The organism is Streptomyces phaeolivaceus (assembly GCF_009184865.1).
Classification (GTDB): Bacteria; Actinomycetota; Actinomycetes; order Streptomycetales; family Streptomycetaceae; genus Streptomyces; species Streptomyces phaeolivaceus.
Genome location: NZ_CP045096.1, coordinates 1,994,253 through 2,019,496 on the forward strand (window position 1 = coordinate 1,994,253; position 25,244 = coordinate 2,019,496).

Annotated in this window: 21 protein-coding genes and 1 pseudogene; 3 read left to right on the forward strand and 19 right to left on the reverse strand. The window is 70.7% G+C overall.

Features of this window, described 5'->3' with window-relative positions:
* Positions 1-36 precede the first annotated feature (36 nt).
* The 7 genes and pseudogenes from F9278_RS09425 to F9278_RS09455 form a co-directional block, all read right to left on the reverse strand.
* A complete protein-coding gene (locus tag F9278_RS09425) occupies positions 37-1,158 on the reverse strand; it encodes a right-handed parallel beta-helix repeat-containing protein (protein ID WP_152167897.1) in 1,122 nt (373 codons plus the stop codon).
* Positions 1,159-1,195: 37 nt separating this feature from the next.
* Positions 1,196-2,376: pseudogene (locus F9278_RS09430) on the reverse strand (dienelactone hydrolase family protein).
* Positions 2,363-3,406 (reverse strand): pectinesterase family protein, encoded by a 1,044-nt coding sequence (locus tag F9278_RS09435; RefSeq protein ID WP_152167898.1) that lies wholly within the window; start codon positions 3,404-3,406, stop codon positions 2,363-2,365. Before F9278_RS09435 ends, F9278_RS09430 begins: the two are co-directional and overlap by 14 nt.
* A gap of 1 nt (position 3,407) precedes the next feature.
* Positions 3,408-4,532 (reverse strand): pectinesterase family protein, encoded by a 1,125-nt coding sequence (locus F9278_RS09440; RefSeq protein WP_152167899.1) that lies wholly within the window; start codon positions 4,530-4,532, stop codon positions 3,408-3,410.
* On the reverse strand, positions 4,532-5,839 hold the full coding sequence (locus F9278_RS09445; protein ID WP_152167900.1) for a pectate lyase family protein: 1,308 nt from the start codon (positions 5,837-5,839) through the stop codon (positions 4,532-4,534). The genes F9278_RS09440 and F9278_RS09445 overlap by 1 nt, the downstream gene beginning before the upstream one ends.
* A 74-nt stretch (positions 5,840-5,913) precedes the next feature.
* Positions 5,914-6,708, reverse strand: coding sequence for a rhamnogalacturonan acetylesterase (locus F9278_RS09450; protein ID WP_152167901.1), 795 nt, complete (start codon positions 6,706-6,708; stop codon positions 5,914-5,916).
* A 136-nt stretch (positions 6,709-6,844) separates the two neighbouring features.
* Positions 6,845-8,191, reverse strand: a complete 1,347-nt coding sequence (locus F9278_RS09455; protein WP_152167902.1) for an ABC transporter substrate-binding protein — start codon at positions 8,189-8,191, stop codon at positions 6,845-6,847.
* 134 nt (positions 8,192-8,325) lie between these two features.
* Between F9278_RS09455 and F9278_RS09460 the strand changes: the two genes are divergently transcribed.
* Positions 8,326-9,534: an RNA-guided endonuclease InsQ/TnpB family protein gene (locus tag F9278_RS09460; RefSeq protein WP_152167903.1), complete on the forward strand. Its 1,209-nt coding sequence runs from the start codon at positions 8,326-8,328 to the stop codon at positions 9,532-9,534.
* A gap of 72 nt (positions 9,535-9,606) precedes the next feature.
* Here F9278_RS09460 and F9278_RS09465 read toward each other — a convergent pair whose 3' ends face one another.
* The 10 genes from F9278_RS09465 to F9278_RS09510 form a co-directional block, all read right to left on the reverse strand.
* Positions 9,607-11,157 (reverse strand): glycoside hydrolase family 43 protein, encoded by a 1,551-nt coding sequence (locus F9278_RS09465; RefSeq protein WP_226966680.1) that lies wholly within the window; start codon positions 11,155-11,157, stop codon positions 9,607-9,609.
* Positions 11,154-11,996 (reverse strand): DUF6807 domain-containing protein, encoded by an 843-nt coding sequence (locus F9278_RS09470; RefSeq protein WP_152167904.1) that lies wholly within the window; start codon positions 11,994-11,996, stop codon positions 11,154-11,156. The genes F9278_RS09465 and F9278_RS09470 overlap by 4 nt, the downstream gene beginning before the upstream one ends.
* Before the next feature lie 2 nt (positions 11,997-11,998).
* The gene (locus F9278_RS09475; protein WP_226966681.1) at positions 11,999-13,240 is read right to left on the reverse strand and encodes a Gfo/Idh/MocA family protein; all 1,242 of its coding nucleotides are present in this window, start codon (positions 13,238-13,240) and stop codon (positions 11,999-12,001) included.
* The gene (locus tag F9278_RS09480) at positions 13,237-14,529 is read right to left on the reverse strand and encodes a pectate lyase family protein (protein ID WP_152167905.1); all 1,293 of its coding nucleotides are present in this window, start codon (positions 14,527-14,529) and stop codon (positions 13,237-13,239) included. Before F9278_RS09480 ends, F9278_RS09475 begins: the two co-directional genes overlap by 4 nt.
* Positions 14,526-15,428, reverse strand: coding sequence for a carbohydrate ABC transporter permease (locus tag F9278_RS09485; RefSeq protein ID WP_152167906.1), 903 nt, complete (start codon positions 15,426-15,428; stop codon positions 14,526-14,528). Before F9278_RS09485 ends, F9278_RS09480 begins: the two co-directional genes overlap by 4 nt.
* The gene (locus F9278_RS09490) at positions 15,425-16,381 is read right to left on the reverse strand and encodes a carbohydrate ABC transporter permease (protein WP_152167907.1); all 957 of its coding nucleotides are present in this window, start codon (positions 16,379-16,381) and stop codon (positions 15,425-15,427) included. Before F9278_RS09490 ends, F9278_RS09485 begins: the two co-directional genes overlap by 4 nt.
* A gap of 214 nt (positions 16,382-16,595) precedes the next feature.
* Positions 16,596-18,344 carry an L-arabinonate dehydratase gene (gene araD / locus F9278_RS09495; protein WP_152167908.1) on the reverse strand — a complete coding sequence of 583 codons (1,749 nt, stop codon included), beginning with the start codon at positions 18,342-18,344 and terminating at the stop codon, positions 16,596-16,598.
* Complete coding sequence (locus tag F9278_RS09500; protein WP_152167909.1) at positions 18,341-19,252, reverse strand: dihydrodipicolinate synthase family protein; 912 nt, start codon at positions 19,250-19,252, stop codon at positions 18,341-18,343. Before F9278_RS09500 ends, araD begins: the two co-directional genes overlap by 4 nt.
* Before the next feature lie 97 nt (positions 19,253-19,349).
* A complete protein-coding gene (locus tag F9278_RS09505; protein ID WP_152167910.1) occupies positions 19,350-20,015 on the reverse strand; it encodes a GntR family transcriptional regulator in 666 nt (221 codons plus the stop codon).
* Positions 20,016-20,178: 163 nt separating this feature from the next.
* Positions 20,179-20,928 (reverse strand): MBL fold metallo-hydrolase, encoded by a 750-nt coding sequence (locus F9278_RS09510; RefSeq protein WP_152167911.1) that lies wholly within the window; start codon positions 20,926-20,928, stop codon positions 20,179-20,181.
* Positions 20,929-21,241: 313 nt separating this feature from the next.
* Between F9278_RS09510 and F9278_RS09515 the strand changes: the two genes are divergently transcribed.
* On the forward strand, positions 21,242-21,856 hold the full coding sequence (locus F9278_RS09515; protein WP_152167912.1) for a dihydrofolate reductase family protein: 615 nt from the start codon (positions 21,242-21,244) through the stop codon (positions 21,854-21,856).
* Between the two features lie 33 nt (positions 21,857-21,889).
* Here F9278_RS09515 and F9278_RS09520 read toward each other — a convergent pair whose 3' ends face one another.
* Together F9278_RS09520 and F9278_RS09525 are read right to left on the reverse strand one after the other, a co-directional pair.
* Positions 21,890-23,056: a hypothetical protein gene (locus F9278_RS09520; protein ID WP_152167913.1), complete on the reverse strand. Its 1,167-nt coding sequence runs from the start codon at positions 23,054-23,056 to the stop codon at positions 21,890-21,892.
* Positions 23,053-24,033, reverse strand: coding sequence for a 5-dehydro-4-deoxyglucarate dehydratase (locus F9278_RS09525; protein WP_152167914.1), 981 nt, complete (start codon positions 24,031-24,033; stop codon positions 23,053-23,055). Before F9278_RS09525 ends, F9278_RS09520 begins: the two co-directional genes overlap by 4 nt.
* A 209-nt stretch (positions 24,034-24,242) precedes the next feature.
* Between F9278_RS09525 and F9278_RS09530 the strand changes: the two genes are divergently transcribed.
* Positions 24,243-25,052, forward strand: coding sequence for an NAD-dependent epimerase/dehydratase family protein (locus F9278_RS09530; RefSeq protein ID WP_152167915.1), 810 nt, complete (start codon positions 24,243-24,245; stop codon positions 25,050-25,052).
* The last annotated feature ends 192 nt before the right edge of the window (positions 25,053-25,244 follow it).

The window sequence follows — 25,244 nt, forward strand, 5'->3', positions numbered from 1 at the left end:
AGGGGATCGGCCGGTCACCGCTCAGTCCGTCGCCGCTCAGTCCATCGTCGCGCCGATGGTCGTGCTGCCCGTGGTCAGGAAGGTGGTCGCGGGCAGCGTGCCGCTCGACGAGCGGGCGTTGAACGTCGTCGAGGCGTTGGTGGAGCGGAAGGCCGGGGTCGCGATGCCCGAGTCCCAGTTGTTGCCGGACGAGACGACCGACGAGCCCTTGTTGACGGAGCCGCCGCTGTTGCTCACCGCCAGGTTCTTGCCGAGGCGGGCCGCGCCGGTGGCGAAGTAGTAGCCCCACTTGGCGTTGGCGTAGGCGGTGGTGCGGTTGAGGACGATGGCGCCCTTGTTGCTGTTCTCGGTGAAGCCGTTGCCCGCGTTGTCCCAGGCGGCCGAGTTGTTGATGGCATGGGCCACGGTCTCGCCGTCGCCGCCGAGCTTGTAGCCGTTGCCGTCGCCCGCGAACGCGGAGTCCGACCAGCGGTTCCTGCCGTTGCCCATCGCCCAGGTGTGCTCGACGGTGACGGGCGAGGAGAAGGACCAGAAGTCCAGGCCGTCGTCCGAGTTGTTGTAGAGACGGGCCCCGGTGATCAGGTTGCCGCTGCCCGAGCCGAACTTCACGGCGACGCCGTCGGCGTTCTCACCGTGGTTGGCCGGGTCGTAGTGGCCGTAGGAGTCGATGTCGCGGACCAGGTTGTTGGTGGTGCTGTCGCCGGTGAGCGTGAAGCCGGAGTCGCCGCCGTTGATGGTCTTGATGTTGTCCCAGACCGTGGAGGCGCAGGACTGGCAGACGACCGCGCTGTCCGGGGAGTTCTGGAAGGTGATCCCGGAGACGGTCCAGTAGTCGGCGGTCAGCTTGAAGATCCAGTCGCCGTCGGGGAGGTTCGAGCCGTCGATCTTCACGGTCTCCGAGCCGTACGGCTGGAGGTGTATCCGGCTGGACGAGGTGCCGTTGGCCGTCGACTGGAGGGTGGCCGTCGGGTAGTACGTGCCGGCGCGCACCTGGATGGTGGTGCCGGCGACGGCGTTCTTGACGGCGTTGGACAGGTCGGTGGAGTTGCTGACGACCACGGTGGCCGCGTGTGCCTGGGTGGGGAGGACGGCCAGGCCGGTGCCGAGCGCCAGGGCCGTGCTCAGGACGAGAGCGGTGCGACGAGACGGAAGGGACATGGGGAGCGGTTCCTTTCCCGTGCGGGTGGGAGGGGATTCACAGGACCGAGGCGAGCCAGTCGAAGGCCTCGTCCTGCATCGGCGCGGTGAACACATGGCCCAGCTCGGGCCAGGTCCTCAGCCGCAGCCGCTCCTCGGCGTGACGCGAACGCCAGACGGCGCGCAGCTTGTCGTGGGCCACGCGGACGCCGTCGGCGGGGAACAGCGGATCGAGTCCGCCGTTCTGGAACAGCATCGACTTGGGGGCGCCGATGCCCGCCACGTCGGGGAAGTCCAGGTACCGGGCGAGCCCGGGGTGGAGCATGTGGAACGCGGACTGGCCGCGCAGGATGTTGTTGCCGGGGACCAGGACCTCCTTGAGGCCGGTCATCCAGCCGACGCTGACGGTGGCGGCGATGTCGTCGCTGAGCGCGGCCGTCTGCCAGGCCCGGAACGCGCCCATCGAGAAGCCGAGGGCGGCGACCCGGCGCCGGTCCACCCGGTCGAGCCCCGCCAGGAAGCCCGCCGCGCGCACGTCCTCCCTGGCCATGAGCCCGGCGAGCGACGAGCCCAGGTGGTAGAGGTTGCTCGCGAGGGCCTGCTGCTCCTCGTAGGTGATCGGGCCCCGGTCGCCCCAGCCGAGCGCGTCCACGGCGAGGACGACATGTCCCCGCCGGGCCAGTTCGTCACCGACGAACCGCCCGCTGAAGTACCGGTCCGCCCAGGCCTGCGCCGAGGGCAGCCGACTCTCGTCGGACCAGGGCCGGACCAGCTTCTCCTTCCCGATGTCGAACCTGGCGCCGTGATCGTGCAGCAGGAGCACGGCCGGGAACGGTCCGGTGCCGTGCGGGGTGAGCAGGGCGCCCCGGACACGGCCGTACCGGGTGAGGGAGAAGGTGACCGACTCCCGTGTGCAGCCGTCCCCTTCGGTGCTTCGCTCGCCGAACTCGGGGTCGTACGGGGTGTCGTCCCGGCCGACGAACAGGTGCTCCTCGACCTTCGCCCTCGCCGTCCGCCGCCAGGTGCGGAAGTCCCGGATGGGCGAGGTGCCCCAGGCGAGCGGGAAGCGCAGCTCGTCCTTGAGGAGGGGGTGGAAGTCGGGGAGGGTGCCGGTCAAGGCCGGGGCAGGGGCGGCGCCGCCTCGGCGGACCCGGCGGTGGCGCCGCCGAAGAGGGCCGCCGCTCCCGTGCCCACCACGAAGGCCCTCCGCCCCACCGGCACCGGGTCACCGGCGGTCACAGGGCCTCCAGTCCCCGAGATACGTCCGCCGTGTGTGCGCCCGCGCCTCGGCGGCGGTCAGCCGGGGCCGGTTCTCCGGCACCGGGATCACCGCGCCCGGACCGGAGTTGGCGTACTCGCGGAAGCGCATGGTCTGCCAGGGGTAGATCTCGCGCATGTTGGTGTACGGGGTGACCGCGTCGATCCCGGGCCCGATCCAGGTGTCCCGCACGACCAGCGAGGGCCAGGCGGTCGTCTCGTACGAGGGCACCCAGGGCCGGGCGATCTTGTACGCGGCGTCCTCGGCACCGGAGGTGATCCGACCGCGCAGCGCGAGGAAGCCGTAGGGGTTGGCGCGGGCGGTCGCGGGGGCGAAGACCATGCCCTTGGGGGTGAAGGTCACCTCCCGCTGGAGGGTGCGGAAGTGACAGGAGTCGAAGACGGCCCTCGCCCGCCCGAACACGAAGTCCACATCGCCCTCGATGTGGCAGTGGCGGTAGTACTGCCGGTCGAAGGCGTCGAGCGCGGTGGTGTCCGCGAACAGCGTGTCCTGGTGGGCGAGGAAGCGGACGTTCTCGAAGTGCGACCGGTCCCCGGTGACGTACGCGGCGACCGCCTGTGTCCCCGTCCAGTCGGGGTGGTCGGCGCGCAGCCAGTCGTTGGCGAGGGTCAGGTCGCGTACGGTCAGGCCGGGCGCCGCCGAGGTGAAGGTGGCGGAGCCCGCGGTGCCGTAGGTGCCGCCCTCGGGCCTCGGGGTGCCGTTGGCACGGTCGAAGACGACGACGGCGGCGCGCGGGTCGCGGGACGCGCCACGCAGGGTCAACTCCCCTTTGTCCGCAGGGATGTTGACGACCTGCCGGTACGTCCCCGGGTGGACGACGATCGTCCACCCGGGGCCGGTGGCGGCGTTCACGGCGGCCTGGAGGGACCCGCCGGGCCGGACGTGCAGAATCCGGCGGGTGCGCTCGTGGGCGAACGCCGGGGCCGGGCCGACGCCGGCCAGGCCACCGGCGGCTCCGGCGATCCCGGTCAGCAGTGTGCGCCGCCGCATCTCAGCACCTCTCCCACGGGGTCCAGTCGCCGAGATACGCCTCACGGGTGGCCGACGCGGCTTGCGCGGCCGTGAGTTGGGGCCGGTTCTCGGGGACGGAGACGACGGCGCCGGGCCCGGTGTTCCGGTACTCGGCGAAGCGCTGGTCCTGCCAGGGGAAGCCCGAGGACATATTGGTGTACGGCGCCACCGCGTCGATCCCGGCACCGAGGCGGGTCTCGCGCACGGTGAGCATGGGCCGGGCGGTGGTGTCGGAGCTGGGCACCCAGGGGCGGGCCAGCTTGTAGTGGCCGTCCGGGGCCCCGCTGGTGATCCGGCCGCCGGTGACCAGATAGCCACGCGGGTTGGCGCCGGCCGTGGAGGGCGCGAAGACGAACCCGTACGGGGCCGACGCCAGATCGGTCCTGGTCAGGGTGTGGAAGCGGCAGCGCTCGAACACGGCCGTGGCCCGCCCGAAGACGAAGTCCACGTCCCCCTCGGCGTAGCAGTCCCGGAAGTACTGCCGGGCGAAGGTGCCGAGCGCCATCGAGTCGGCGTACAGGGTGTCCTGATGCCCGAGGAACCGGCATCGCACGAACGCCGACCGGTCGCCCTGCACCTTGATGGCGACGGCCTGGGTGCCGCTGATCTCCGGGTGGTCGGCGCGCAGCCAGTCGTTGGCGAAGGTGAGGTCGCGCGCGGTGAACCCGTCGGCCTGGACGAGGGTCGTGGCCGATCCGGTGGTGCCGTAGGTGCCGCCGCCGGGCTTCGGCGTCCCGGCGGCGTTGTCGTAGACGACCACGACATCGCGCGGGTCGCCCGAGGCACCGATCCAGGTCATCTCCGTACGGGCGGCCGTGACGGCGACCGTCTCCCGGTACACGCCCGGGGCGAGGACCAGGGTGTAGCCGCTGCCGCTCGCGGCGGTGACGGCGGCCTGGACGGTGGTGAAGTCACCGGCGCCGCCGGCGTGCACGTACAGAGTCCGGGCGGTGAGGCGGGCGGAGGGCGAACCGTACCGGCCGAAGACCCGGCGGCCGTGGGCGGCTCGGGCGTGGGGCGCGGCCCCGAGCGTGAGCGCGGCCCCGGCGCCGACTGCGGTGACGACGAACGCCCTTCTGGACACGCCTGCATGACGTTCCGTCATCAGCAGACCTTTCCGGCGCCCGCGCCGCCCGCGACGATGCCCGGTACCGCGCGCGGCGAGTCGACCTCGGTCCGCAGGGTCGGTGTCCACCCGGCGCCGGACTGGAGGATCTCCGCGGGGATCTCCGCGTTGTGGACGGCGATGAGGTCCGTCAGCCTGCCGTTGACGTAGTTGTTCTCGGCGGTGAGCGGGGACTCGTTCCACTTCTTCAGGGTCTTGCCGACGCTCGCGCCCGCGGGCAGGGAGATCGCGTTGTCGCTGGCGTGCAGCTGCGAGCGGAAGCCGACGCCGAAGAGGTGGTAGTCGTGCTTCTGCTCCTCGGCCACCACGTAGTGGTTGTTGTAGACGTCGACCTGTCCGAACCGCACGCGCGGGGAGCGCTGGAGGATCCCGTCGAAGCGGTTGTGGTGCAGGGTGACCTTGAGCTTGCCGGTGTCGTCGGCCACGTGGCCGTCGCCGTTGCCGATCAGCATGTTCTTGTCGTGGTTCTGGAAGCGGTTCCAGGAGACGGTCACGTAGTTGGAGCCGCGCACGATGTCCGTGAGGCCGTCGTGCTGCTGGAAGACCTTGCCGAAGTAGCTCGGCCGCTCACTGTCGGGGTAGCGGCCGTCGGTGAACGTGTTGTGGTCCAGCCAGACGTGGTCGGTGCCGTAGACGACCACGGCGTCGTACTCGGAGTTCCAGTTGCCGGTGTTGTTGTCGTCCGTCGGGTCCCACTTGGGGAAGCAGTCGAGCGGCGCCTCGATGGTGAGGTTGCGCATGATGACGTTGGAGACGGCCTTGATCTGGAGGCTGCCGCCGAGGATGCCGGAGTTCTTGCCGACGCCGACGATGGTGGTGTTGGACGGGACGGCGGCCTTGATCGCCGAGTCCTGGTTCGCCATGGACGCGACCCGCGCGTCCTCCTGGGGGCCCTTGGCGACCTGGTCGTTGCCGTAGACGGCCGGGTCGTAGTCCTTGAGGTACTGCTGGAGGTCGTAGCCGCCCGTGACGAAGGACTCGCACCCCTCGGAGACGGCGTCGATCATCCCCTTCACCTTGATGATCTTCGGCGCGTCACCGCCGGCTCTCAGCGCGGCCTTGAACTCGGCCCAGGTGGTGACGGTGTAGACGTGCGAGGCGTCGGCGGCCGAACCGCCGGTGGTCCCGCCCACCGCCGAACCCCAGCCGTCACCGGCGCCGAGGACCTGCCGGCCGAGGTCCCGCCCCTGGGACTGGGCGACACCGGTCCCGGCGGCACCGAGCACGAGCGCGGTGCAGCCGACGAGAGCCGCTGCGGCATGGGCATGCCAGATATGAGGACGCATGAATACGGTTCCTTTCAAAGCAAAGGGGGAGGGAGGTCTTTTCTCGGGGGCGCGGGGAACCGCGCGAAGGGCGACTACGCCTGGGGCCAGGTGATCCAGGAGTCCGGGATCTCCTCACCCAGACGCCGGACGTCCCGCAGGGAAAGCACCCGGTGCCGCAGCAACTCATCCGCGACCAGCCGGGCCACGGCGATCGCCCCCGGCGGATTGAAGTGCGTGTTGTCCTGCTCGGTGGCGGTCCAGTTGAAGTACTTCTTGGTCTCCTCGACCCCGAGCCGCTGCCACAACGCGATCGACAGCGCCTGGATGTCGAGAAGCGCGACACCCTCCTCCGCGGCGAGAGCGATCGCCGCTGCCGGATAGTCGCCATGGGTCGGCACGGCGTTGCCGCTCGCGTCGAACTTTCTGCGCTCGACGGAGGTGGCGAGGACGGGCCGGGCGCCCCGCGCCCGCGCGCCGTCGATGTACTGGCGCAGATGGTCCTGGTACGTCGTCCACGGCTCGGTGTACCGCGTGGGATCGGCGACCTTGGAGTCGTTGTGCCCGAACTGGACGATCAGGAAGTCCCCGGGCCTGATCGCCTCAAGAACGACAGCGAGCCGCCCCTCGTCGATGAAACTCTTCGAACTACGGCCGTTCACCGCGTGGTTGGAGACCTTCAGCCCCGCCCGGAGGAAGAACGGGAGTGCCATGCCCCACCCGGTCTCGGGCGCGGCGTCGGCGTACTTCTGCGCGGCGGTGGAATCACCGGCGATGAAGACCGTCCGCTCCCGCCGCGCCGGCGCGGCGGAGGCGGTCCCGGTGGCGGCGGCCCCGAGCGGAACGGCGGCGAGAGCCGCACTGGCGACTTGTCTACGAGTGAGTGACACGTGCGGGTGCCTTCCCAGGAGGGCCCCGCGCCCCAGCTCTTAGGGGCGCGGGACTGTGACATATGCGGCTCCGCCGCGTGGGCGCGACCAGCCACATCAAACGCGCAGCCGGCCACGAACGATCCGGACCGAGCTACTAGCCCTTCTGCTCGCTCCATTCGGCCTGAGCCTTGTTCAACTGGTCGGCCAGCGTGTCCAAGAACTCCTTCGCACTGCTCTGACCATCCATCACCTTCTGGAACCCCGGCTCGTTGTCGGCCTTCGAGATCGTGTTCCAGTCCGGCAGGTAGTACGGCAACTGCACGATCGTGGTCGACCCGTCGGTCAGCGCGGCGGCGGCCAGCTTCGTCGGCTCGGCATCGGAGATCCACGTGTCCTTCGCGGCGTCGTTGTTCGACGGCACCTGCCCGGCGGACTTGTTGAACTTGGAGTTCTCCTCGTGCGAGGTCGCGAACTCGATGAACTTCCAGGCGGCTTCCTTGTTCTTCGAGCTCTTGAACATGCCGAGCCCGTCGACCGGGTTGGACACCTGGACCCGCTTGCCGCCGGGCCCGGTCGGCTGCGGGATGCCCCGGAACCTGTCGGCGCCGAACGCCTTCACATGGTCCTGGTACGACCCCAGGTTGTGGTTCAGCATCCCGATCGTGCCGGAGTCGAACTGCGCGACCATCTTGGTGAAGTCGTTGTTGAGGTCTGCCGCGGGCGTGACCTTCTTGTACAGGCCGACGTACTTCTCCAGGGCCGCGATGTTCTTCGGGTCGTTGACGGTGGTCTTCTCCCCGCTCGCGTCCCAGAACGAGGTGATCCCCGACTGCCCGTACATCGCGTCCAGCGCCTGCGCGATGGACCCGGCGCCGCCGCGGATGGTGTAGCCGAACGCGTTCTTGTCCTTGTCGGTGAGCTTCTCGGCCGCCGCGTAGAACTTGTCCCAGTCGGTCGGGTCCGCGAGGCCCGCCGCCTTGAACAGGTCGGTGCGGTAGTAGAGGACACCGTTGTTGGCGGAGGTCGGGATCGAGTACAGGGCCTCGCCGCCGCCGGCCGACTTCAGGGACTCCACCATCGACTCGTTGAGCTTGCCGCTGAGGGAGGACTTGGCGAGCCGGTCGTCCAGCGGCTCCAGCGCGCCCTGCGCGGCGAACCCGGCGGCCATGGCCGCGCCGACACCGCCGACGTCCGGGAGACCGCCGCCCTGGATGGAGGTGTCGACCTTGGACTGGTACTCGGTGGCGGCGATCCCGACGTACTCGACCTCGATGTCCGGGTTGGCCTTCTCGAAGTCGGTGATGATCTCCTTCCAGATGTCGGTGCGGACACCGCCGTTGTTGTCCCAGAAGAGGACCTTGCCCTTGCCGCTTCCTTCGGAGCCCTTGTCGCCGCCCGTGCCGCTGCCGTCGTCACCGCAGGCGGTGGCGGTCAGTGCGAGGACGGAACCCAGGGCGACGGCCACGGCGGCACGCCTGCTTCTGCGATTGCTGATCTTCATTGAACGGCTCTCTCTTCTGGATACGAGGGTTATGAAGTTGTGGGGGTCTCTTGTGCCACGGAGCGGACCGGACTGGCCGCAACGACCGCGGCGGCCGACCTGCACTTCACACGGAATCTGATAACGCGTGAGGCATGACGCAGCAGGTCAGGCGGGCTTTCAGGTACCGCTTTCACCCCACGGACGAGCAGGCAGCTGAGCTGTCCCGCACGTTCGGCGGTGTCCGCCTCGGGTACAACAAGGCGCTGGAGGAGCGCGCGCGTGCCTGGTACGGGGAGCAGCGCCGCGTCTCTTACGTGCAGTCGTCCGCCGCACTGACGGCGTGGAAGAAGACCGAGGAACTCGCCTTCCTCACCGAGGTCTCCTCCGTCCCGCTCCAGCAGGCACTGCGCCATCTCCAGGCGGCGTTCGGGAACTTCTTCGCCAAGCGCGCCCAGTACCCACGCTTCAAGAGCCGGAAGAAGTCCCGTGCGTCGGCCGAGTACACCCGCAGTGCCTTCACTTGGCGCGACGGGCGCCTGACGCTGGCGAAGATGGTCGCTCCGCTGCGGATCCGCTGGTCGCGTCCGCTCCCGGAAGGAGCAGAGCCCTCGACGGTGACCGTGTCCCGCGACAGCGCCGGACGTTGGTTCGTCTCGATGCTGTGCGAGGACACCGTTGCCCCCGCGCCCGCCTCGGACCTGGCAGTCGGTCCGGACGCAGGAATCACCTCCCTCGCGACCCTGTCCACCGGGGAGAAGATCACCAATCCCCGGCACGAGCGCCGTGACCGCGCTCGCCTCGCCCGCGCGCGGCGAGAACTGTCGCGGAAGGTGAAGGGTTCCCACAACCGGGAGGAGGCCCGGGGGAAGGTGGCCAAGGTGCATGCCCGGATCGCCGACCGGCGCCGGGACTTCCTGCGCAAACTCACCACTCGGCTCGTCCGTGAGAACCAAACGCTCGTGATCGAGGACCTCACCGTCCGCAACCTGCTGAAGAACGGCAAGCTCGCGCGCGCCATCTCGGACGCGGCGTGGACGGACCTCCGCTCGATGCTGGAGTACAAGTGCGCCTGGTACGGGCGCGAACTCGTCGTGATCGACCGCTTCTTCCCCAGCTCCAAACTGTGCGGGGCCTGTGGCACGATCACGGCGAAGCTGCCGCTGAACGTCCGAACCTGGACGTGCGAGTGCGGCGCGGTGCATGACCGCGACGCGAACGCGGCACGCAACATCCTGGCCGCCGGGCTGGCGGCGTCTGCCTGTGGAGACGGTGTAAGACCTCAACGGGAGTCCTCCCGGACGGGGCGATCGTCGGCGAAGCAGGAAACCCAGCGGGCGACCGCTGGAACCCCCCACCCGTAGAGCTGGGGAGGAAGTCAATGCGGCTCCCAACAGCCGTTCGTTCGAATGACGTGCGTAGAGCTATGGGTCGGGCTACGAGCGAGTGATGCGGAATCGCGTGAACATGGCCGCCCCGGCGTGTCCGCCACCGGTGGGCGCGACCGCGAAGAGGCCGAGCAGGGCGCCGACCCAGCGCCAGGGGGTGGCGGCGAAGACCTGTCCCGAGGGCTCCCACCCCTCCCCCACGTCGTAGGAGAAGCGGCAGCGCGCCCCGGTCGAGGTCTCGATCCGCAGCCGGGCCCGCCCGCCGGGCGCCGGGCGCGGATGGTCGGCGTCCCGTTCCCGGTCGGCGACCGTCTCGGCGAACCGGTGGACGAGGTGCGCGGTCCCGTCGGCACCCCGCTGGAGCCCGATCCAGCGGAACGCGTCCCCGAGCACGGCGAGCCCGGCCCGCGCCCCCGGATCCTCGCTGCCGAGAGCCAGCTCCACCTCGATCACGGCCGGGGTCCCCGGCAGCCGCTGGGTGAGCACATTCGCCAGTTTCCGCAGGTCGTGCGCGTGCACGGAGCGTACGCAGGTGAGCCGCAGCCCGTCCCCGGAGTGCTGGGTGGCCCAGCCGTTCTGCGGGTTGGCGGTCCACTGCCACTGGCGTCCGAACCGGCCGCCGGGGAAATCGTCGTCGGTGGCGGGCGCGGCCGGCGGCTGCGGCGGCAGCTCCGGCTTGCGGTGGACGGTCACGGGGGCGCCCTCGTCCCCGAGCACCGGCCAGCCTCCTCCGTCGCCCCACCGCATCGGCTGGAGATGGACGACCCTGCCGTACGCGCCGCGCTGCTGGAAGTGCACGAACCAGTCCTCGCCGGCCGCCGTGCGCACCCAGCCGCCCTGGTGCGGCCCGTTGACGTCGGTGTCCTTCTGCTCCAGGACGATCCGCTCCTCGTACGGGCCGAAGAACTCGCGGGAGCGGAAGACGCCCTGCCAGCCGGTCTCCACTCCCCCGGCGGGGGCGAAGATCCAGTACCAGCCGTCGTGGCGGTAGAGCTTGGGCCCCTCCAGGGTGAACCAGCCGGGGAGCCGGTCCGCGTCCACGACGACCTTGCCCTCGTCCAGCAGTCCGGTGCCGTCGGGCCGCATCCGGTGCCCGGTGAGCCGGTTCTTGACGCCGGAGCGGGACTTGGCCCAGGCGTGCACGAGGTACGCCTCACCGGTCTCCTCGTCCCACAGCGGGCAGGGGTCGATGAGTCCCTTGCCCGCCTCGACCAGGTACGGGCGGGTCCAAGGGCCCCTGATCTGCGGGGAGTTGATCTGGTAGATCCCGTGGTCGGGGTCGCCCCAGAAGATCCAGAACCGGTCGTCGAAGTGGCGGAGCGAGGGCGCCCACACCCCGCAGTCGTGGCGCGGGACCCTGAACTCGGCGGCCGGTTCGAGGAGTGGGAGGGCGTGGCCGACGAGTGTCCAGTTGACCAGGTCCCGGGAGTGGAGGAGGGGAAGGCCCGGGGCCCGGCCGAAGCTGGAGGCGGTCAGGTAGAAGTCGTCGCCCACGCGCAGGACATCGGGGTCGGACCAGTCGGCGTCGAGGATCGGATTGCGGTACGTGCCGTCGCCCCGGTCGGCGGAGAAGGCGGGCGCGCTCACCGAGGTGGTCACGGGCTCACCGCCTTCCGTACGAGTGCCGCCGCCTCGCCCCGGTCGAGGGTGCCGTCGGCGACGACGGTGACGACCCGGCGTACGACGGTTCCGCCCGGCTCGACCGGGAGGCGGTCCGTGGCGGCGAGGGAGGAGCCGACGCCCGGGTACTCGTCGGCGCGGACGAACCACGGGTCGCGGCGGGTGGTCTGCGTGGCCCCGGCGAAGACGAGTGTCCAGGTGCCGCCGGCCAGCGCGAGCCAGTCGGCGGGGCGGCCGTGGACCTCGGCCTCGCCCTCCGCGTCGGCGGTGAAGACCCGGGGTGCCGCGGCCTCCTTGCGGGCCCGCCAGAAGAAACCGCCGTACGCGGCGCCGGGGCGGCCGTTGGTGGCGGGGCTGCCGATCGACACCGGGGCACGGGTGATGTTGGTGAGGGAGAAGGTGAAGTCCAACGCCCAAGCGGTGTCGGTGAGTTCGGTGGCCGCGACGGTACGGCGCTCGCGCAGTAACTCGGTGCCGGACGCCACCCAGCGCAGTTCCTCGACGAAGCCGTCGGGGTCGCGCAGTTGGAAGGCGGTGTGGCGCTGGGAGCCGTGGTTGTCCAGCTCGGTCGGGCCCTGATCGCGGACGTGGGTACGCCCGCCCCAGAAGTTGTGCCCCTCGACATCGGGAACGGCGACACCGACGCCGAGGTGGTGGAGGTGGTCGGCGGGGCTCAGTTCGGTGACCGCCGTACCGGACAGGGTGGTGACGGGGTGGAGACAGGGGCGCGGGGAGAGCCGGACCGGCAGTTCGGGCCGGGTGAGATAGCGGCCCACCGGACGGCCCGCCACGCGCAGGACGAGGGACTCGTCGGTCATCGTCACGTGCTCACCTCTTTCGCTGGGGCATCGGGGAGCGCCCAGGGGGCGCCCAGCTCGGAGTAGAGGGCGAGGGTGTCGGCGGCGGCCGTGACCAGGGAGTCGATGCCGTCGACGATCCGGCGGTCCTCCTCGGGCAGGTGGTGCCAGGCCTCGGTCGGGAGCGCGACCGGGTCGGGGGCGGTGCGGATCGCCTCGACGACCTTCATGAACGCGCCGGTCACGTCCGGCGGGACCAGCAGGTCGGTGCCGTCGACGAGGTGGTCGACGAGGTTCTCCAACAGGTCTGTGCGGCCGTACTCGATCTCCTCGGGACCGTGTCCGGCCCGCTGGACGAGCACGCGGTCCTGCTTGTACCAGTAGGTGATCCGGCCGCTGGTGCCGTGCACGACGTTGTACGGCTCGCCCGGGTGCTCGGCGCACAGGGTGACGGCGACGGTGATCCGGCCGCCGTCGGCGGTGGTGACACGGACGCAGGAGGTGTCGTCGGACTCGATGTCGTTGGCGCGCAGCAGTTCGGTCTCGATGCCGGCGACGTCCTCGGCGCGGCCCGCGTCGGCGAGCGCCAGCCCGGTGGCGACGGCGTGCGCGAGGGGGTTGGTGAGCACCCCGTCGATCACGTCCACGCCGTTCAGGCGGCGCTTGCCCGCCCAGGGCGCACGCCGGTAGTACGCCTCGGCGCGGGCCCAGGCCCCGGCGCCGCCGATACCGGTGACCTCACCGATCAGCCCCTCCGCGACCATCTTCCGGATCGCGGGAACGGCGTGCGAGCCCAGCGACTGGAAGCCGATCTGACAGACCGTCCCGGCCGCCGCGACCCCGTCGGCCATCCGGCGGAACTCCGCGTACGACGGGGCCGGCGGCTTCTCCAGCAGGACGTGGACGCCCCGCTCGGCCGCCGTCAGCGCGAGGTCGGTGTGGGTGGGGATCGGGGTGCAGATGACCGCGATCGCGGCGCCCGTCGAGTCGAGGAGTGCCCCGAAGTCGGCGGACTGCTCGGGTGTGCCGAGGCCGTCCGGGATCTCGTCCGCGCCCAGCGGGGTCAGCTCGCAGATCCCGGCGAGCCGGACGATCCCCTTGTCCGCCAGCCGCCGGATGTTCTCCAGATGCCAGCGGCCGTGGCCCCGGGCGCCCGCGAGGACGAGCGGAAGCGGAGTGTCGACAGGGGTGCTGTGCGTGGCGGTGGTCTCGTGCTTGGCGGTGGTCTCGTGCTTGGCGGTGGTCTCGTGCTTGGCGGTGTTCATCGGATCCTCCCTGCGCCCGCGCCGCGTGCCACCTCTCGGTCGGCCTTCCCGGCGCTGTCGATCTTTTGGTGCAGGGTAGGCGTCCAGCCCACGTCGGCCGTGAGGTCACGCTCACTGCCGGAGTTGTAGGCGTTGTGAATGGCGAGCAGATCCATCGGATAGCCGTTGAAGAGGGTGCCCGTCTGGTGCAGCGCGGTGCCGTTCCAGCTCTTCACCAGGTCGGCGACCTCGACATGGCCGGGCGTGGTGAACGCGTTGTTCTCCGCGTACACCGCCGACTCGGTGGAGACACCGAGGGAGTACCGGTGGTCGTGGGCGTCGGCCGGGACGACGTACCGGTTGTTGTAGAGGTGCACCTGCCCGAAGCGGACGCGCGGCGCGCGCTGCACCACGTTCTCGAACTGGTTGTGGTGCAGCGTCACCCGCAGCTTGCCCCGGTCACCGGTGGCGGTGTCCCCGTTGCCGATCAGGATGCCCTTGTCGTGGTCGAGGAAGCGGGACCAGGAGACGGTGACCAGGTCGGCGGCGTTGGTGATGTCGAGCAGACCGTCGTGGCGGAGGTGGTTGCGGCCGAAGTGGGTCGGCTCGTCCGCGTCCGGGTGGCCCTTGTCGGAGAGGGTGACGTGGTCGATCCAGACGTGACTGGCGCCGCGCACCCAGATGTTGTCGTACGCCGTCTTCCAGTCGCCGAGGCCACCGGTGTTGGGCTGCCAGACGGGGAAGCAGTCGTAGGCGTCGCGGAGTTCGAGGTTGCGGACGATGACGTTGTCGACGCCCTTGAGCTGGAGGCTGGCGCCCTTGAGGACGGCATCCTCAAGGCCGACGATGGTGGTGTTGGAGCCGACCGGCAGTTCGATCCGCTCGGCCTGGCGGGCCGCCGACGCCTGGCGGGCCTCCTCCTGGGGGCCGCTGGGCTTGGCGGAGCCCCAGGTGCGCGGGTCGTAGGCGGCCAGGTACGCCTTGAGGTCGTAGCCGTCGGTCGCGTAGTCGGCGCAGTCGAGCCTGTCGCCGTCGTCGGACGTGTTGGCGTCGATGGTCCCCGCGATCCGGATGATCTTCGGGGTGGCGCTGCCGCCGTCGAGCGCGCGGACCAGCTCGCCGCGGGTGCGTACGGTGAGGACATGGGCGTCGTCGGCGGTGGAACCCCCCGTGGTACCACCGTCGGCCGCCGCCCAGCCGTCGTCCGTCGCGAGCGTGTCCCGGCTGATGTCACGGGTCCCGGCGTCGGCCGGGGTGCTGAGCAGGGCGCCCAACAGCCCCAGCGCGAGCGCCGGTTGGAGTCTTCTCATCCCTTCACCGCCCCCGCACTGAAGCCGGTGATCAGCCACTTCTGGATGAAGGCGAAGACGATGACCACCGGGACGGCGGCGATGATGCCGCCGGCCGCCAGCGCGCCCAGGTCGACGCTGTCCGCGCTGAGCAGGGTGTTGAGGCCGACCGGGATGGTCTGCTTGTCCTGGTTGCTGAGGAACATCAGGGCGAACAGGAAGTGGTTCCAGGAGTGCACGAAGGCGAAGGAGCCGACGGCGATCAGACCGGGCCGCAGCAGCGGCAGCACGACCACCCGGAACGCGGTGAACCGGTTGCAGCCGTCCACCCAGGCCGCTTCCTCCAGCGAGTACGGCACGTTCTTGATGAAGTTGCTGATCAGGATGATCGACAGCGGCAGCTGGAAGACCGTCTCGGCGAGGATGACACTGCCCAGCGAGTTGATCATCCGCAGCTCGGCGAAGATCTGGAACAGCGGGACCAGGAGCAGCGCGCCCGGCACGAACTGGGAGCAGAGCAGCGCCAGCATGAACCCGCGCTTGATCTTGAAGTCGAAGCGGGCGAGGGCGTAGCCGCCGGCCAGGGCGACGAGCGTGGTCATCAGCAGGGTGACGACTCCGACGAGCACGCTGTTCTGGAAGTAGACCCCGAAGCTGCGCTCGTTCCACACCTTCTCGAAGTGCTCGAAGGTCATGGGCCAGGGCACGAGCGAGGTCGAGCCGGGCTTGCGGAGCGCGAAGAGCAGGATCCAGTAGAAGGGGACGAGGGTGAAGACCAGATAGATCGACAGGGGCAGGTAGATGTGCCGGCGCGGGACCTCGTCCCAGGCGCGGCGGACCTTGCCCGGTCGCCGCGGGGGCTCCTCGGCCACGGGCGCGGGCCGCACGGGGGCGACCTTCTCGGCGTCCTGGGTGATCACTTGGACTCGCCTCCGAACTTGCTCAGCCGCAGATAGACCATCGAGCAGAAGAGCAGGATCACGAACGCGACCGTGGTCAGGGCGGACGCGTAGCCGAAGTTGTGGGCGTCGACGGAGGTGTTGGCGATGTAGAGGGGGAGCGTCGTGGTCTCCCCCGCAGGGCCGCCGCCGGTCAGGGTGTAGAGGAGGTCGACGTTGTTGAACTCCCACACGGCCCGCAGCAGCGTGGAGAGGATGATCGCGTCCTTCAGGTGCGGCAGCGTGATGTGCAGGAACTGCCGGACGCGGCTGGCGCCGTCGACCTCGGCGGCCTCGTACAGGTCCTTCGAGATGGACTGGAGGTCGGCGAGGATGAGGATGGCGAAGAAGGGGACACCGCGCCACAGGTCGGCGACGATCGCCGCCGAGAAGACGGTGGAGGTGTCGGAGAGCCAGCTGGTGCCGTACTCGCCGATGCCCATGTCCGCGAGGTAACGGGTGATGCCTGTCTGGGAGTTGTAGAGGAGCACCCAGATCGCGGAGGTCAGGACGCCGGAGACGGCCCAGGGCGAGAAGACCAGCGCGCGGCCGAGGGACCGGCCGACGAACGTCTGGTTGACGATCAGCGCGAGCGCCAGACCGAACAGCAGTTGCAGCGAGACCTCGACGATCACCCACTTGGCGCTGAAGACGAGGGTGTCCCAGAAGATGGGGTCCTCGGTGAAGGCGTGGACGAAGTTGTCGAAGCCGGCGAAGCCGTTCCGCCAGGGTTTGGTGGGGTTGTAGTGCTGCAGGCTGTAGTAGAAGACGCTGATGACCGGGTAGGCGATGAAGCCCAGCATGAGCAGGGCGGCCGGGGCGATCAGCAGGTACGGCAGCCTGCGCGGGGTCGCCGAGGTACGGCGCGCACGGCTCCGCGCACGGCTCCGCCGGGGTGGCGCGGGCGGTTTCGCCACGGCTGCGGCTTGGGCCATGACTGGGGCTCCGTTTCTGGGTACGTCGTGGTGCGTTGTGTTGCCTTGTCGTGTGTTGTCGTGCGTTGTCTTGACTTGCCTTGTCTTGCAGGAAGCGCTTTCTCGATGTGCAGGGGTGTGTCTGGTTTCGCGGTACGGGGTGCGTCTTGGGGTGCGTTGGCGGGTGCGGGCGTGGGGGCTTGTCGCGCAGTTCCCCGCGCCCCTTACGGGGCGCTCAGCCCGCGTACGGGTCCGGGACCTTGCCCGGTCTGGCCAGGAACTCGAAGTCGCAGCCGGTGTCCGCCTGGGTGATCTGGTCGTTGTAGAGGGCGCCGTAGCCGCGTTCGTAGCGGGTGGGCGGTGGGGTCCAGTCGGCGCGGCGGCGCTCCAACTCCTCGTCGTCCACGTTGAGTCGGAGCGTGCGTGCCTCGACGTCCAGGGTGATCGAGTCACCGGTGCGGACCAGGGCGAGAGGTCCGCCGATGTACGACTCCGGTGCCACGTGCAGGGCGCAGGCGCCGTAACTCGTGCCGCTCATCCGGGCGTCGGAGATCCGCACCATGTCCCGTACGCCCTGCTTCAGCAGATGGTCGGGGATGGGCAGCATCCCGTACTCGGGCATACCCGGTCCGCCCTTGGGCCCGGAGTTGCGCAGCACCAGGACGGTGTCGGCGGTGATGCCGAGGGACGGGTCGTTGATGGTCCGCTGCATGGTCCGGTAGTCGTCGAAGACGACCGCCGGGCCGGTGTGTTCGAGCAGGTGGGGCTCGGCGGAGATGTGCTTGATGACCGCGCCGTCCGGGCAGAGGTTGCCGCGCAGCACGGCGACCCCGCCCTCGGTGGCGACCGGGTTGTCCCGGGTCCGGATCACGTCGTCGTTGTGCACCTGCGCCCCGTCGAGCTGCTCACGCATCGTGTCGTGCGAGACGGTCGGCCGGTCCAGGTGGAGCAGGTCGGTGATCCGGGAGAGGAAGCCGGGGAGGCCGCCCGCGAAGTGGAAGTCCTCCATCAGGTACCGCTGACCGCCGGGCCGGACGTTGGCCAGCACCGGGACCGTACGGGCGATGCGGTCGAAGTCGTCCAGGGTGAGCTTGACGCCCGCGCGGCCGGCCATGGCGATGAGATGGATGACCGCGTTGGTGGAGCCGCCGAGTCCGAGGACGGTGGTGACGGCGTCCTCGAATGCGTCGGCGGTGAGGATGTCGCTCAACTTCCGGTCCCGGTGGACCAGTTCGACGATCCGGAGCCCGGCGGCTGCCGCCATGCGGTCGTGGCCCGAGTCGACGGCCGGGATGCTGGACGCGCCGGGGACCGTGACGCCGAGGGCCTCGGCGGCGGCGGTGAGCGTGGAGGCCGTGCCCATCGTCATGCAGTGGCCCGGCGAACGAGCGAGACCGGACTCCAGTTCGGTCATCTCGCAGTCGCCGATGAGCCCGGCGCGCTTGTCGTCCCAGTACTTCCACATGTCGGTGCCGGAGCCGAGGATCTCGTTGCGCCAGTGGCCCGGCAGCATCGGCCCGGCGGGCACGAAGACGGTGGGGAGATCGACACTCGCCGCGCCCATCAGCAGCGCCGGGGTCGACTTGTCGCAGCCGCCCATCAGGACGGCCCCGTCGACCGGGTACGAGCGCAGCAGCTCCTCGGTCTCCATCGCGAGCATGTTGCGGTAGAGCATGGGGGTCGGCTTCTGGAAGGTCTCGGAGAGGGTCGAGACCGGGAACTCCAGCGGGAAACCGCCCGCCTGCCACACACCCCGCTTGACCGCCTGCGCGCGGTCCCGGAGGTGCACATGACAGGGATTGATGTCCGACCAGGTGTTGAGGATCGCGATGACCGGCTTGCCGAGATGCTCCTCGGGGAGATAGCCGAGCTGACGGGTGCGGGCCCGGTGGCTGAAGGAGCGCAGCCCCGACGAGACACCGCTGCCGTACCACTGGTGGCTGCGGAGATCCTCGGGCTTCTTCCTGTCGACGGGCCTGCTCATATCGACCATCCGGCGGCTATGGCGGCGACCTCGGCGCGTTCGGTCTCGGGAAGCTGCCTGCTGGGGGCCCGGACGTCGCGGTGGCAGAGGCCGAGGGAGGCGAGGGCCTCCTTGACGACGGTGACGTTGTTGGCGGAGCCGTTGGCGGCGCGCAGCTCCTCGAAGCGGCGGATCTGCTCCCACACCTTCATGGCTGCCGGGAAGTCCCCCGATCGAAGCGCTTCGATCATGTTCAGCGAGACGGCCGGGGCGACGTTCACCAGCCCCGAGGTGAAGCCGGTGGCGCCGGCCGAGAAGTAGGAGGGCGCGTACGGCTCGGCGAGCCCGGCGACCCAGACGAAGCGCTCCAGGCCGGCGTCACGGGCGAAGGCGGCGAAGCGGGCGGCGTCCGGGACGGCGTACTTGACCCCGATGACGTTCGGGCAGTCGTCGGCGAGTTCCACGAGCCGCTCCCCGGTGAGCTGGGCGTTGCGGATGTAGGGCACGACGCCCAGCTCGGGCACGGCCTCCGCGATCGCCCGGTGGTAGTCGACCCAGCCGCTCTGCGAGACATAGGGGTGGACCGGCTGATGGACCATCACCATCCGCGCCCCGGCCGCGCGGGCGTGCTCGGCGGAGGCGATCGCGGTCGGGATGTCGTGCCCGACGCCGACCAGGATCACGGCGCGGTCGCCGACCTCGTCCATGGTCAGCTCGGTGACGAGCCGGCGCTCCTCGGGGGTGAGGGCGTAGAACTCGCCGGTGTTGCCGTTGGGGGTGAGGGTGGTGACGCCTCCGTCGAGCAGCCGACGCAGCAGGGCCCGGTGGGCGCCCTGGTCGACGGTGCCGTCCTCGGCGAACGGAGTCACCGGGATCGCCACCACGTCGGCCAGAGCCGTCCGTTGGGTCTCGAACGTCACGCTGCTCATGGATGACCTTCCTCTGCAAGGAGTTCTTGGAGGACTGCGGAGGGCGGGCGGGGCCGCCGCGTCGGGCGGCTCCGCCGTGCCTCGTGGACTCGGGGGCTTACTGGGACCGCTGGGCCTGCTGTTCCACTCGGGCCTCCGGGAAGGCCCGTTCGACGAACGAGGCGATGTGCGCGTACAGGGCGGCGGCGGCGCCGTCCGCGTCTCCGTCGAGGGCGAGCCGCAGGATCTCCCGGTGCTCGGCGGCCTCCCGCTCCCAGGAGGGGTCGGCGGCCCAGGCGACGGCCGAGACCAGCGCGGCCTGGTCGCGTACCTCGTCGAGCATCCGGCCGAGCAGCGGGTTGCCGCACGGTACGTACAGCGCGCGGTGGAACTCCCGGTTGGCCAGCGACCGTTCGGCGGTGTCCGAGGCCTCGTCGGCCCTGGTCAGCGCATCGCTCGCGGCGTCCCACGGGACCTCGCGCCGCACCGAGCGGCGCAGCGCCTCCGGCTCCAGGAGCAGCCGTACGTCGTAGACCTCCCGTGCCATGTCCGCGTCCACCATGCGCACCGTGACACCCTTGTACTGGTTCATCACGACCAGCCCGGTCCCGGCCAGCGTCTTCAGCGCCTCGCGCACGGGCGTCTTGGACACGCCGAACTGCGCGGCCAGCTCGGTCTCGACCAGGGCCTGACCGGGCGTCAACTGCCCGGTGAGGATGCGGTGCTTGATCCCCTCCAGCACGAACTGCGTGCGGGACGGGATCGGCGTGGGCACAGAGGTCATGCGCGCCTCTCGAAGTCTTGCGTGCGGGATCTCACGTATGGGATCTCACGTATGGGATCTCACGTATCGCGTCTCATATATGACGTACGAAGTACGACGCGTTGAACGTAGGAGGGCCTCTGTGTTTCGTCAATGCTTCTGTCAAAAGAAGATGTGCCCGCCGTCACACCATCTTGGTGTCGCCCTCGCGTGCGCTGTCGGTGGGGCCGCCGAAGACGACGGCCGCCCGTCCGGTCGCGCCCTCCGGGGTGAGCGTGGGCCCCACATGGGTGATCAGCAGCCGGCCGGCGCCCTTGGCGTACGTCCCGGCCTCCTCCGGTGTGAGATGCACCCGGGGTTCGCCTTCGCGATGTGTGTCGACGTCCGCCTCGCACAGGAACAGGTCGGCGCTGCCCGCCAGTCGGCCCAGCGCGTCGCACGGGCCGCTGTCCCCGGAGTACGCGAACACCCGGCCCTGGCACTCGGCGCGCAGCCCGTAGGACTCCACGTCGTGGACGACGGCACGGGCGGTGAGGGTGAGGTTCCAGTGCCGGGCGGAGTGGCCGTCGTACAGGGGACGGAAGTCGAAGACGCCGTTCAGGAAGGTGGTGTCCGACCGCCCTAAGCAACCCGCGAGCCGGGCGGCGCAGTCGCGGGGCGCGTAGACGGGCAGCGGCGCGGGCAGAGTGAGGCCGCCGTACGCGAACCCGTACAGCGCGGCGATCAGATCGGCGCTGTGGTCCGCGTGCAGATGCGAGATCCAGATCGCCGTGAGCCGGGTGGGATCCGTGTGCTGCTGCAACTCGGCGAACGTGCCGAACCCCGCGTCCACCCATATCTCGGCGCCCCCGCCCCGCAGCAGATACCCGGAGGCCGGCCGGCCCGGACGGGGATGCGGTGAGGCGGTGCCGAGGACGGTGAGGCTCAGGGGCATGTCCGCGAGCGTACGGAGACGGGCGGGGGCGTGCGCCGGGTTTGTGCGTTCTTTCGCAGGGTTGTACGCGGGACAGGGCCCGGCACGCCGAGAGCACGCTCCCCCAGTCCCGGCTTCGCTCGACCGGGAGGGGCCCCCACGACGCCGCGAGGCCGCCCTCCGGGCGACGACGGGAAGGTGACGACAGGCCCTAGGCACGGCCCTGGTGGAACAGGTCCCCCTACCGCTGCCGCTGACGGCGACCGGGACGATGTCCCTCCTGACGGCGGCCCGGCTGCTGCGCACGCGCTGACGCGTGGGGGACCCTGGACGCATGGGCGAAGTGATCCGCGACATCACGATCTCGGCCGACGGCTGCTCCGCCGGGCACCACCAGACGGAGGAACGCCCGTTCGGCGACGACGGCGGCGACGGTTCGGGCGGCAGGCTGCACGCCTGGATGTTCGACACCCCGGAGGAGAACCGGGCCGAGATCGAGCGCCTGAACACCGCCGGGGCCTTCGTCATGGGGCGCAATATGTTCGGCCCGGTGCGCGGCGCGTGGGACCGGCGGTGGAACGGCCGGTGGGGCGACGAACCGCCGTTCCACGCACCGGTGTTCGTGCTCGCCCATCACGCGCGCGAGCCGCGGCCGATGGCCGGCGGCACCACGTACCACCTCGTCACGGACGGCATCGCCGCCGCCCTGGCACGGGCCCGCGCGGCAGCCGGGGACGGCGACGGTGATGTCACCGTCCTCGGCGGCGCGACCACCGTCAACCAGTACCTCACCGCCGGTCTGATCGACGAACTGCGCCTGCACATCGTCCCCTTCACCCTCGGCACGGGCACCCGTCTCTTCGAGGGCGTCCCCCCGCTGGGGCTGGACCAGCTGACCTCGCGTGCGGCGAGCCAGGTCACCCACGTGACGTACCGCGTGCTGCGCTGAGCCGAAGGCCGTGGCACCCGCGCCCTTCTCGCCTCACCCCACCGCCGTCAACGCCTCCCGTACCGCCGTCAGGTCCTGGTCGGAGGCCAACCCCGCGTGGTACAGGCGGAGTTCCGTCGCCCCCAGTTCCACCGCGCGTCCCGCGTCCTCGGCCAGGGTCACGGGGCTGCCGCCCATGCCGGAGACGATGCCGAAGTTGGCGGCCAGGACAGCGCCTTCGGCGCCGGCCTCCGCGAAGGCGGGCAGCAGGCCGGGGCCGCCCGCGCACGGGACGACGACGCCGTCGGCCACGCCCAGGATGTGCGCGGGGTCGACGCCGGGGTTGGCCCCGCAGTGGTGGGTCACCGGGTCGGCGTGCAGCAGGACCTGGAAGCCCGCGGGCGCGGCGGCCCGTACCGCCGTGACGGCCGTCTCCTGGAGGGAGCGGGCGATCGCGTCGCGCCACACCCGGGTCGCGGTCGCCCGCTCCGCGCCGAGGAGTTTCTCCACGCCCGGCCAGCCCTCGTCGACGGTCTCGCCGCGCCACAGCGGCTCCAGCGCGTCACGGACGGCCGCCGCCAGTTCGTCGGGGTCCTGACCGGTCCCGGCGTAGCCGTCCTGGCAGGTCGCGCAGAAGCAGAGCGACATCAGGTACTGCCCGGCGTCCCCGAGCCCGACCCCGGCCGTCTTGTCGTGGGCGTGGAGATGGGAGATGCCGTACCAGCCGAGCGACTCCAGCTCCGTGCCGCGCGCCCCCGGGCGGACCGCCGCCTCCACGGCCAGGTCGACGAGGTACGCGCGGGTCGCCTCCTGCGCGATACAGGGCGCCCACGGATAGCGGTCCCCGTACGCGTTGACCACGGAGGTCGAGGGATGCTCGGCGCCCAGGCGGGAGTTGTGCGCGAGGACGACCCAGGTGTGCACCTCCAGACCGGCGTGCGCGAGCGCGGTCGCCGCCTCGCCGAACGCGTCGCCGGGTGCCCACTCCCCCGCCGGGTACGGCCGCAGCGTACGGCCCTCCCAGTGCGCGCCCGGCGGGTACAGCACGGCCGCGTGCTCGGCGGTGACGATCCGCTGCCGGGGGTGGCGGGGGGTGAGCGCGCGCGTGGAGTGGTACGCGGAGGCGAGCGTCACCTGCCCCACGCCCAGCCCCGCGATGCGTTCCGCGGCGGCGGGGTCCCCGTTGACGTCCCACGGGTAGACGAACGTCGACGCCTTCACTTGCCCTCCCGGCACTCTTCCAGCAGCGCGTGGCCGCGCTCGATCAACTGGCCCAGCCGCTTGACGTGTTCCTCGGCCGGCTCGTGCAGCGGCGGCCGTACCTCTCCCACGTCCAGCCCCCGTAGCCGTACCCCGGCCTTCACCAGTGACACGGCATAGCCGCGTCCGAGGGCGCGGAGTTCCACGAAGGGGCGGTAGAACCCGTCGAGCAGCCGGTCCACGGTCGTGCGGTCATCGGCTTCGAGGGCGCGGTGGAACGCGAGGGCGATCTCCGGCGCGAAGCAGAAGACGGCCGACGAGTACAGGGGGACGCCGACGGCCCGGTAGGCGGGCTGGGTCAGCTCGGCGGTGGGCAGGCCGTTGAAGTACAGGAAATCATGCGGTACTTCGCCGCGTACCGCGCTGACGATCCGGGTCATCAGGTCGAGGTCGCCGACGCCGTCCTTCAGGCCGACGATGCCCTCGGTGCGGGCCAGTTCGACGACGGTGCCGGGTGTGAGGACGGCGTTGTCGCGCTGGTAGACGACGACGGGCAGGGAGGTCGCCGCGGCGAGTTCGCGGTAGTGGCGCAGCAGGCCTTCCTGGGCCGCGACCACCAGGTAGGGCGGCATGGCGAGCAGGCCGTCGGCGCCGGCCTCCTCGGCGAGACGCGCGTAGCGCACGGCGAGGGCGGTGCCGTAGCCCGCGCCGGCCACCACCGGCACCCGGCCGGCCGTCTCCGTGACGGCCGCGCGGACGCAACTCTGGAACTCCTCGGGGGTGAGCGCGTGGAACTCGCCGGTGCCGCAGCAGACGAAGACCGCGGCGGCCCCGGCCTCGACGCCCTGGCGGACGTGTGCGCGGCAGGCGTCGAGATCGACCGCGCCGTCCGGGCCGTACGCCGTGACGGGGAAGAACAGCGGGCCGCTGGGGATCCGGAGCCGGGCGGCGAGAGGGGCTGACGTCACGGGCGCTCCCAGTTTATGTCGCTGATCCATGTTTATATTTCTGAACAGAAGCACGCTAAGGCGCCCCCTTGCGGCCGGTCAAGCCGGGCAACCCCCACCGCACCAGCGTTTTCCCGCCGCCACGTCACACTTGACGCACGCGGACCGCACTCCTTAGCGTGTCCATGAATGTGAATGTCGGACGCCCATGTGCACGGTCGGCGCGGGCGACGGCCATGGCGATGCAAGGAGATCCACGGATGCCCGCTCCCCGCACCGTTCTGCTCACCGGCGCCGCCGGCGGCCTCGGCACCCTGATGCGGGAGCTGCTCCCGGCATACGGCTACGAGCTGCGCCTGCTGGATCTGCTGCCCGTCGAGGGCGCGCCGGACGCGGTCACGGCCGACCTCGCCGACAGGGACGCCCTGCGCGAGGCCGTGCGGGGCGTCGACGCGATCATCCACCTCGCGGGCATCTCCCTGGAAGCCTCCTTCGACAAGATCCTCCGGGCGAACATCGAGGGGACGTACAACCTGTACGAGGCCGCCCGCGCGGAGGGCGTCCCCCGGATCGTCTTCGCCTCCTCCAACCACGCGGTGGGCTTCACCCCCCGCCCGCAGGGCGAGGACCCGCTGATCCCGGTCGACACCCCGCACCGCCCCGACACCTTCTACGGCCTGTCCAAGTCCTTCGGCGAGGACCTGGCCCAGCTCTACTGGGACAAGCACGGCCTGGAGACGGTCTCCGTACGCATCGGCTCCTGCTTCCCCGAGCCCACCAGCGTCCGCATGCTCTCCCTCTGGATGAGCCCGGCCGACGGCGCCCGCCTCTTCCACGCGGCCCTGACCGCCGAGCACGTCGGCCACACGATCGTCTACGGCTCCTCCGCCAACACCCGCCTGTGGTGGGACCTCTCCTCCGCCCGCGCCCTCGGCTACGAACCTCGGGACGACTCCGAGCCGTACGCGGAGAAACTGATCGCCGAGCAGGGCGAACTGGACCCGGACAACGTGGCCCACGCCCACCTCGGCGGCCACTTCGTGAGCGACCCGCCGATCTGGCCGTACTGACGGACACCGGCCGTACCGGGAAACACCAGGGATTCGTACGTCGTGCGGGAAACGAGGGCCGTACGGCGTACGAGAAGGAGCGGGCGGGCACCGAACGGGCCCGCCCGCTCCCGTGTTCGGGCACGCCCGTTGCCCGATCCCCCCGCCGCCCCAGGTCCGCGACGGGCCCCGGCACGACGAAACGGTCAGGGA

Excerpts from the sequence above, each read along its gene's own strand:
- F9278_RS09440 (WP_152167899.1), bottom strand. The coding sequence starts at position 4,532 with ATGACGGAACGTCATGCAGGCGTGTCCAGAAGGGCGTTCGTCGTCACC.
- F9278_RS09510 (WP_152167911.1), bottom strand. The coding sequence starts at position 20,928 with ATGCCCCTGAGCCTCACCGTCCTCGGCACCGCCTCACCGCATCCCCGT.
- F9278_RS09475 (WP_226966681.1), bottom strand. The coding sequence starts at position 13,240 with ATGAACACCGCCAAGCACGAGACCACCGCCAAGCACGAGACCACCGCC.
- F9278_RS09460 (WP_152167903.1), top strand. The coding sequence starts at position 8,326 with ATGACGCAGCAGGTCAGGCGGGCTTTCAGGTACCGCTTTCACCCCACG.
- F9278_RS09500 (WP_152167909.1), bottom strand. The coding sequence starts at position 19,252 with ATGAGCAGCGTGACGTTCGAGACCCAACGGACGGCTCTGGCCGACGTG.
- araD (WP_152167908.1), bottom strand. The coding sequence starts at position 18,344 with ATGAGCAGGCCCGTCGACAGGAAGAAGCCCGAGGATCTCCGCAGCCAC.
- F9278_RS09470 (WP_152167904.1), bottom strand. The coding sequence starts at position 11,996 with ATGACCGACGAGTCCCTCGTCCTGCGCGTGGCGGGCCGTCCGGTGGGC.
- F9278_RS09435 (WP_152167898.1), bottom strand. The coding sequence starts at position 3,406 with ATGCGGCGGCGCACACTGCTGACCGGGATCGCCGGAGCCGCCGGTGGC.
- F9278_RS09425 (WP_152167897.1), bottom strand. The coding sequence starts at position 1,158 with ATGTCCCTTCCGTCTCGTCGCACCGCTCTCGTCCTGAGCACGGCCCTG.
- F9278_RS09480 (WP_152167905.1), bottom strand. The coding sequence starts at position 14,529 with ATGAGAAGACTCCAACCGGCGCTCGCGCTGGGGCTGTTGGGCGCCCTG.
- F9278_RS09490 (WP_152167907.1), bottom strand. The coding sequence starts at position 16,381 with ATGGCCCAAGCCGCAGCCGTGGCGAAACCGCCCGCGCCACCCCGGCGG.
- F9278_RS09455 (WP_152167902.1), bottom strand. The coding sequence starts at position 8,191 with ATGAAGATCAGCAATCGCAGAAGCAGGCGTGCCGCCGTGGCCGTCGCC.
- F9278_RS09530 (WP_152167915.1), top strand. The coding sequence starts at position 24,243 with ATGCCCGCTCCCCGCACCGTTCTGCTCACCGGCGCCGCCGGCGGCCTC.
- F9278_RS09525 (WP_152167914.1), bottom strand. The coding sequence starts at position 24,033 with ATGGATCAGCGACATAAACTGGGAGCGCCCGTGACGTCAGCCCCTCTC.
- F9278_RS09505 (WP_152167910.1), bottom strand. The coding sequence starts at position 20,015 with ATGACCTCTGTGCCCACGCCGATCCCGTCCCGCACGCAGTTCGTGCTG.
- F9278_RS09445 (WP_152167900.1), bottom strand. The coding sequence starts at position 5,839 with ATGCGTCCTCATATCTGGCATGCCCATGCCGCAGCGGCTCTCGTCGGC.
- F9278_RS09515 (WP_152167912.1), top strand. The coding sequence starts at position 21,242 with ATGGGCGAAGTGATCCGCGACATCACGATCTCGGCCGACGGCTGCTCC.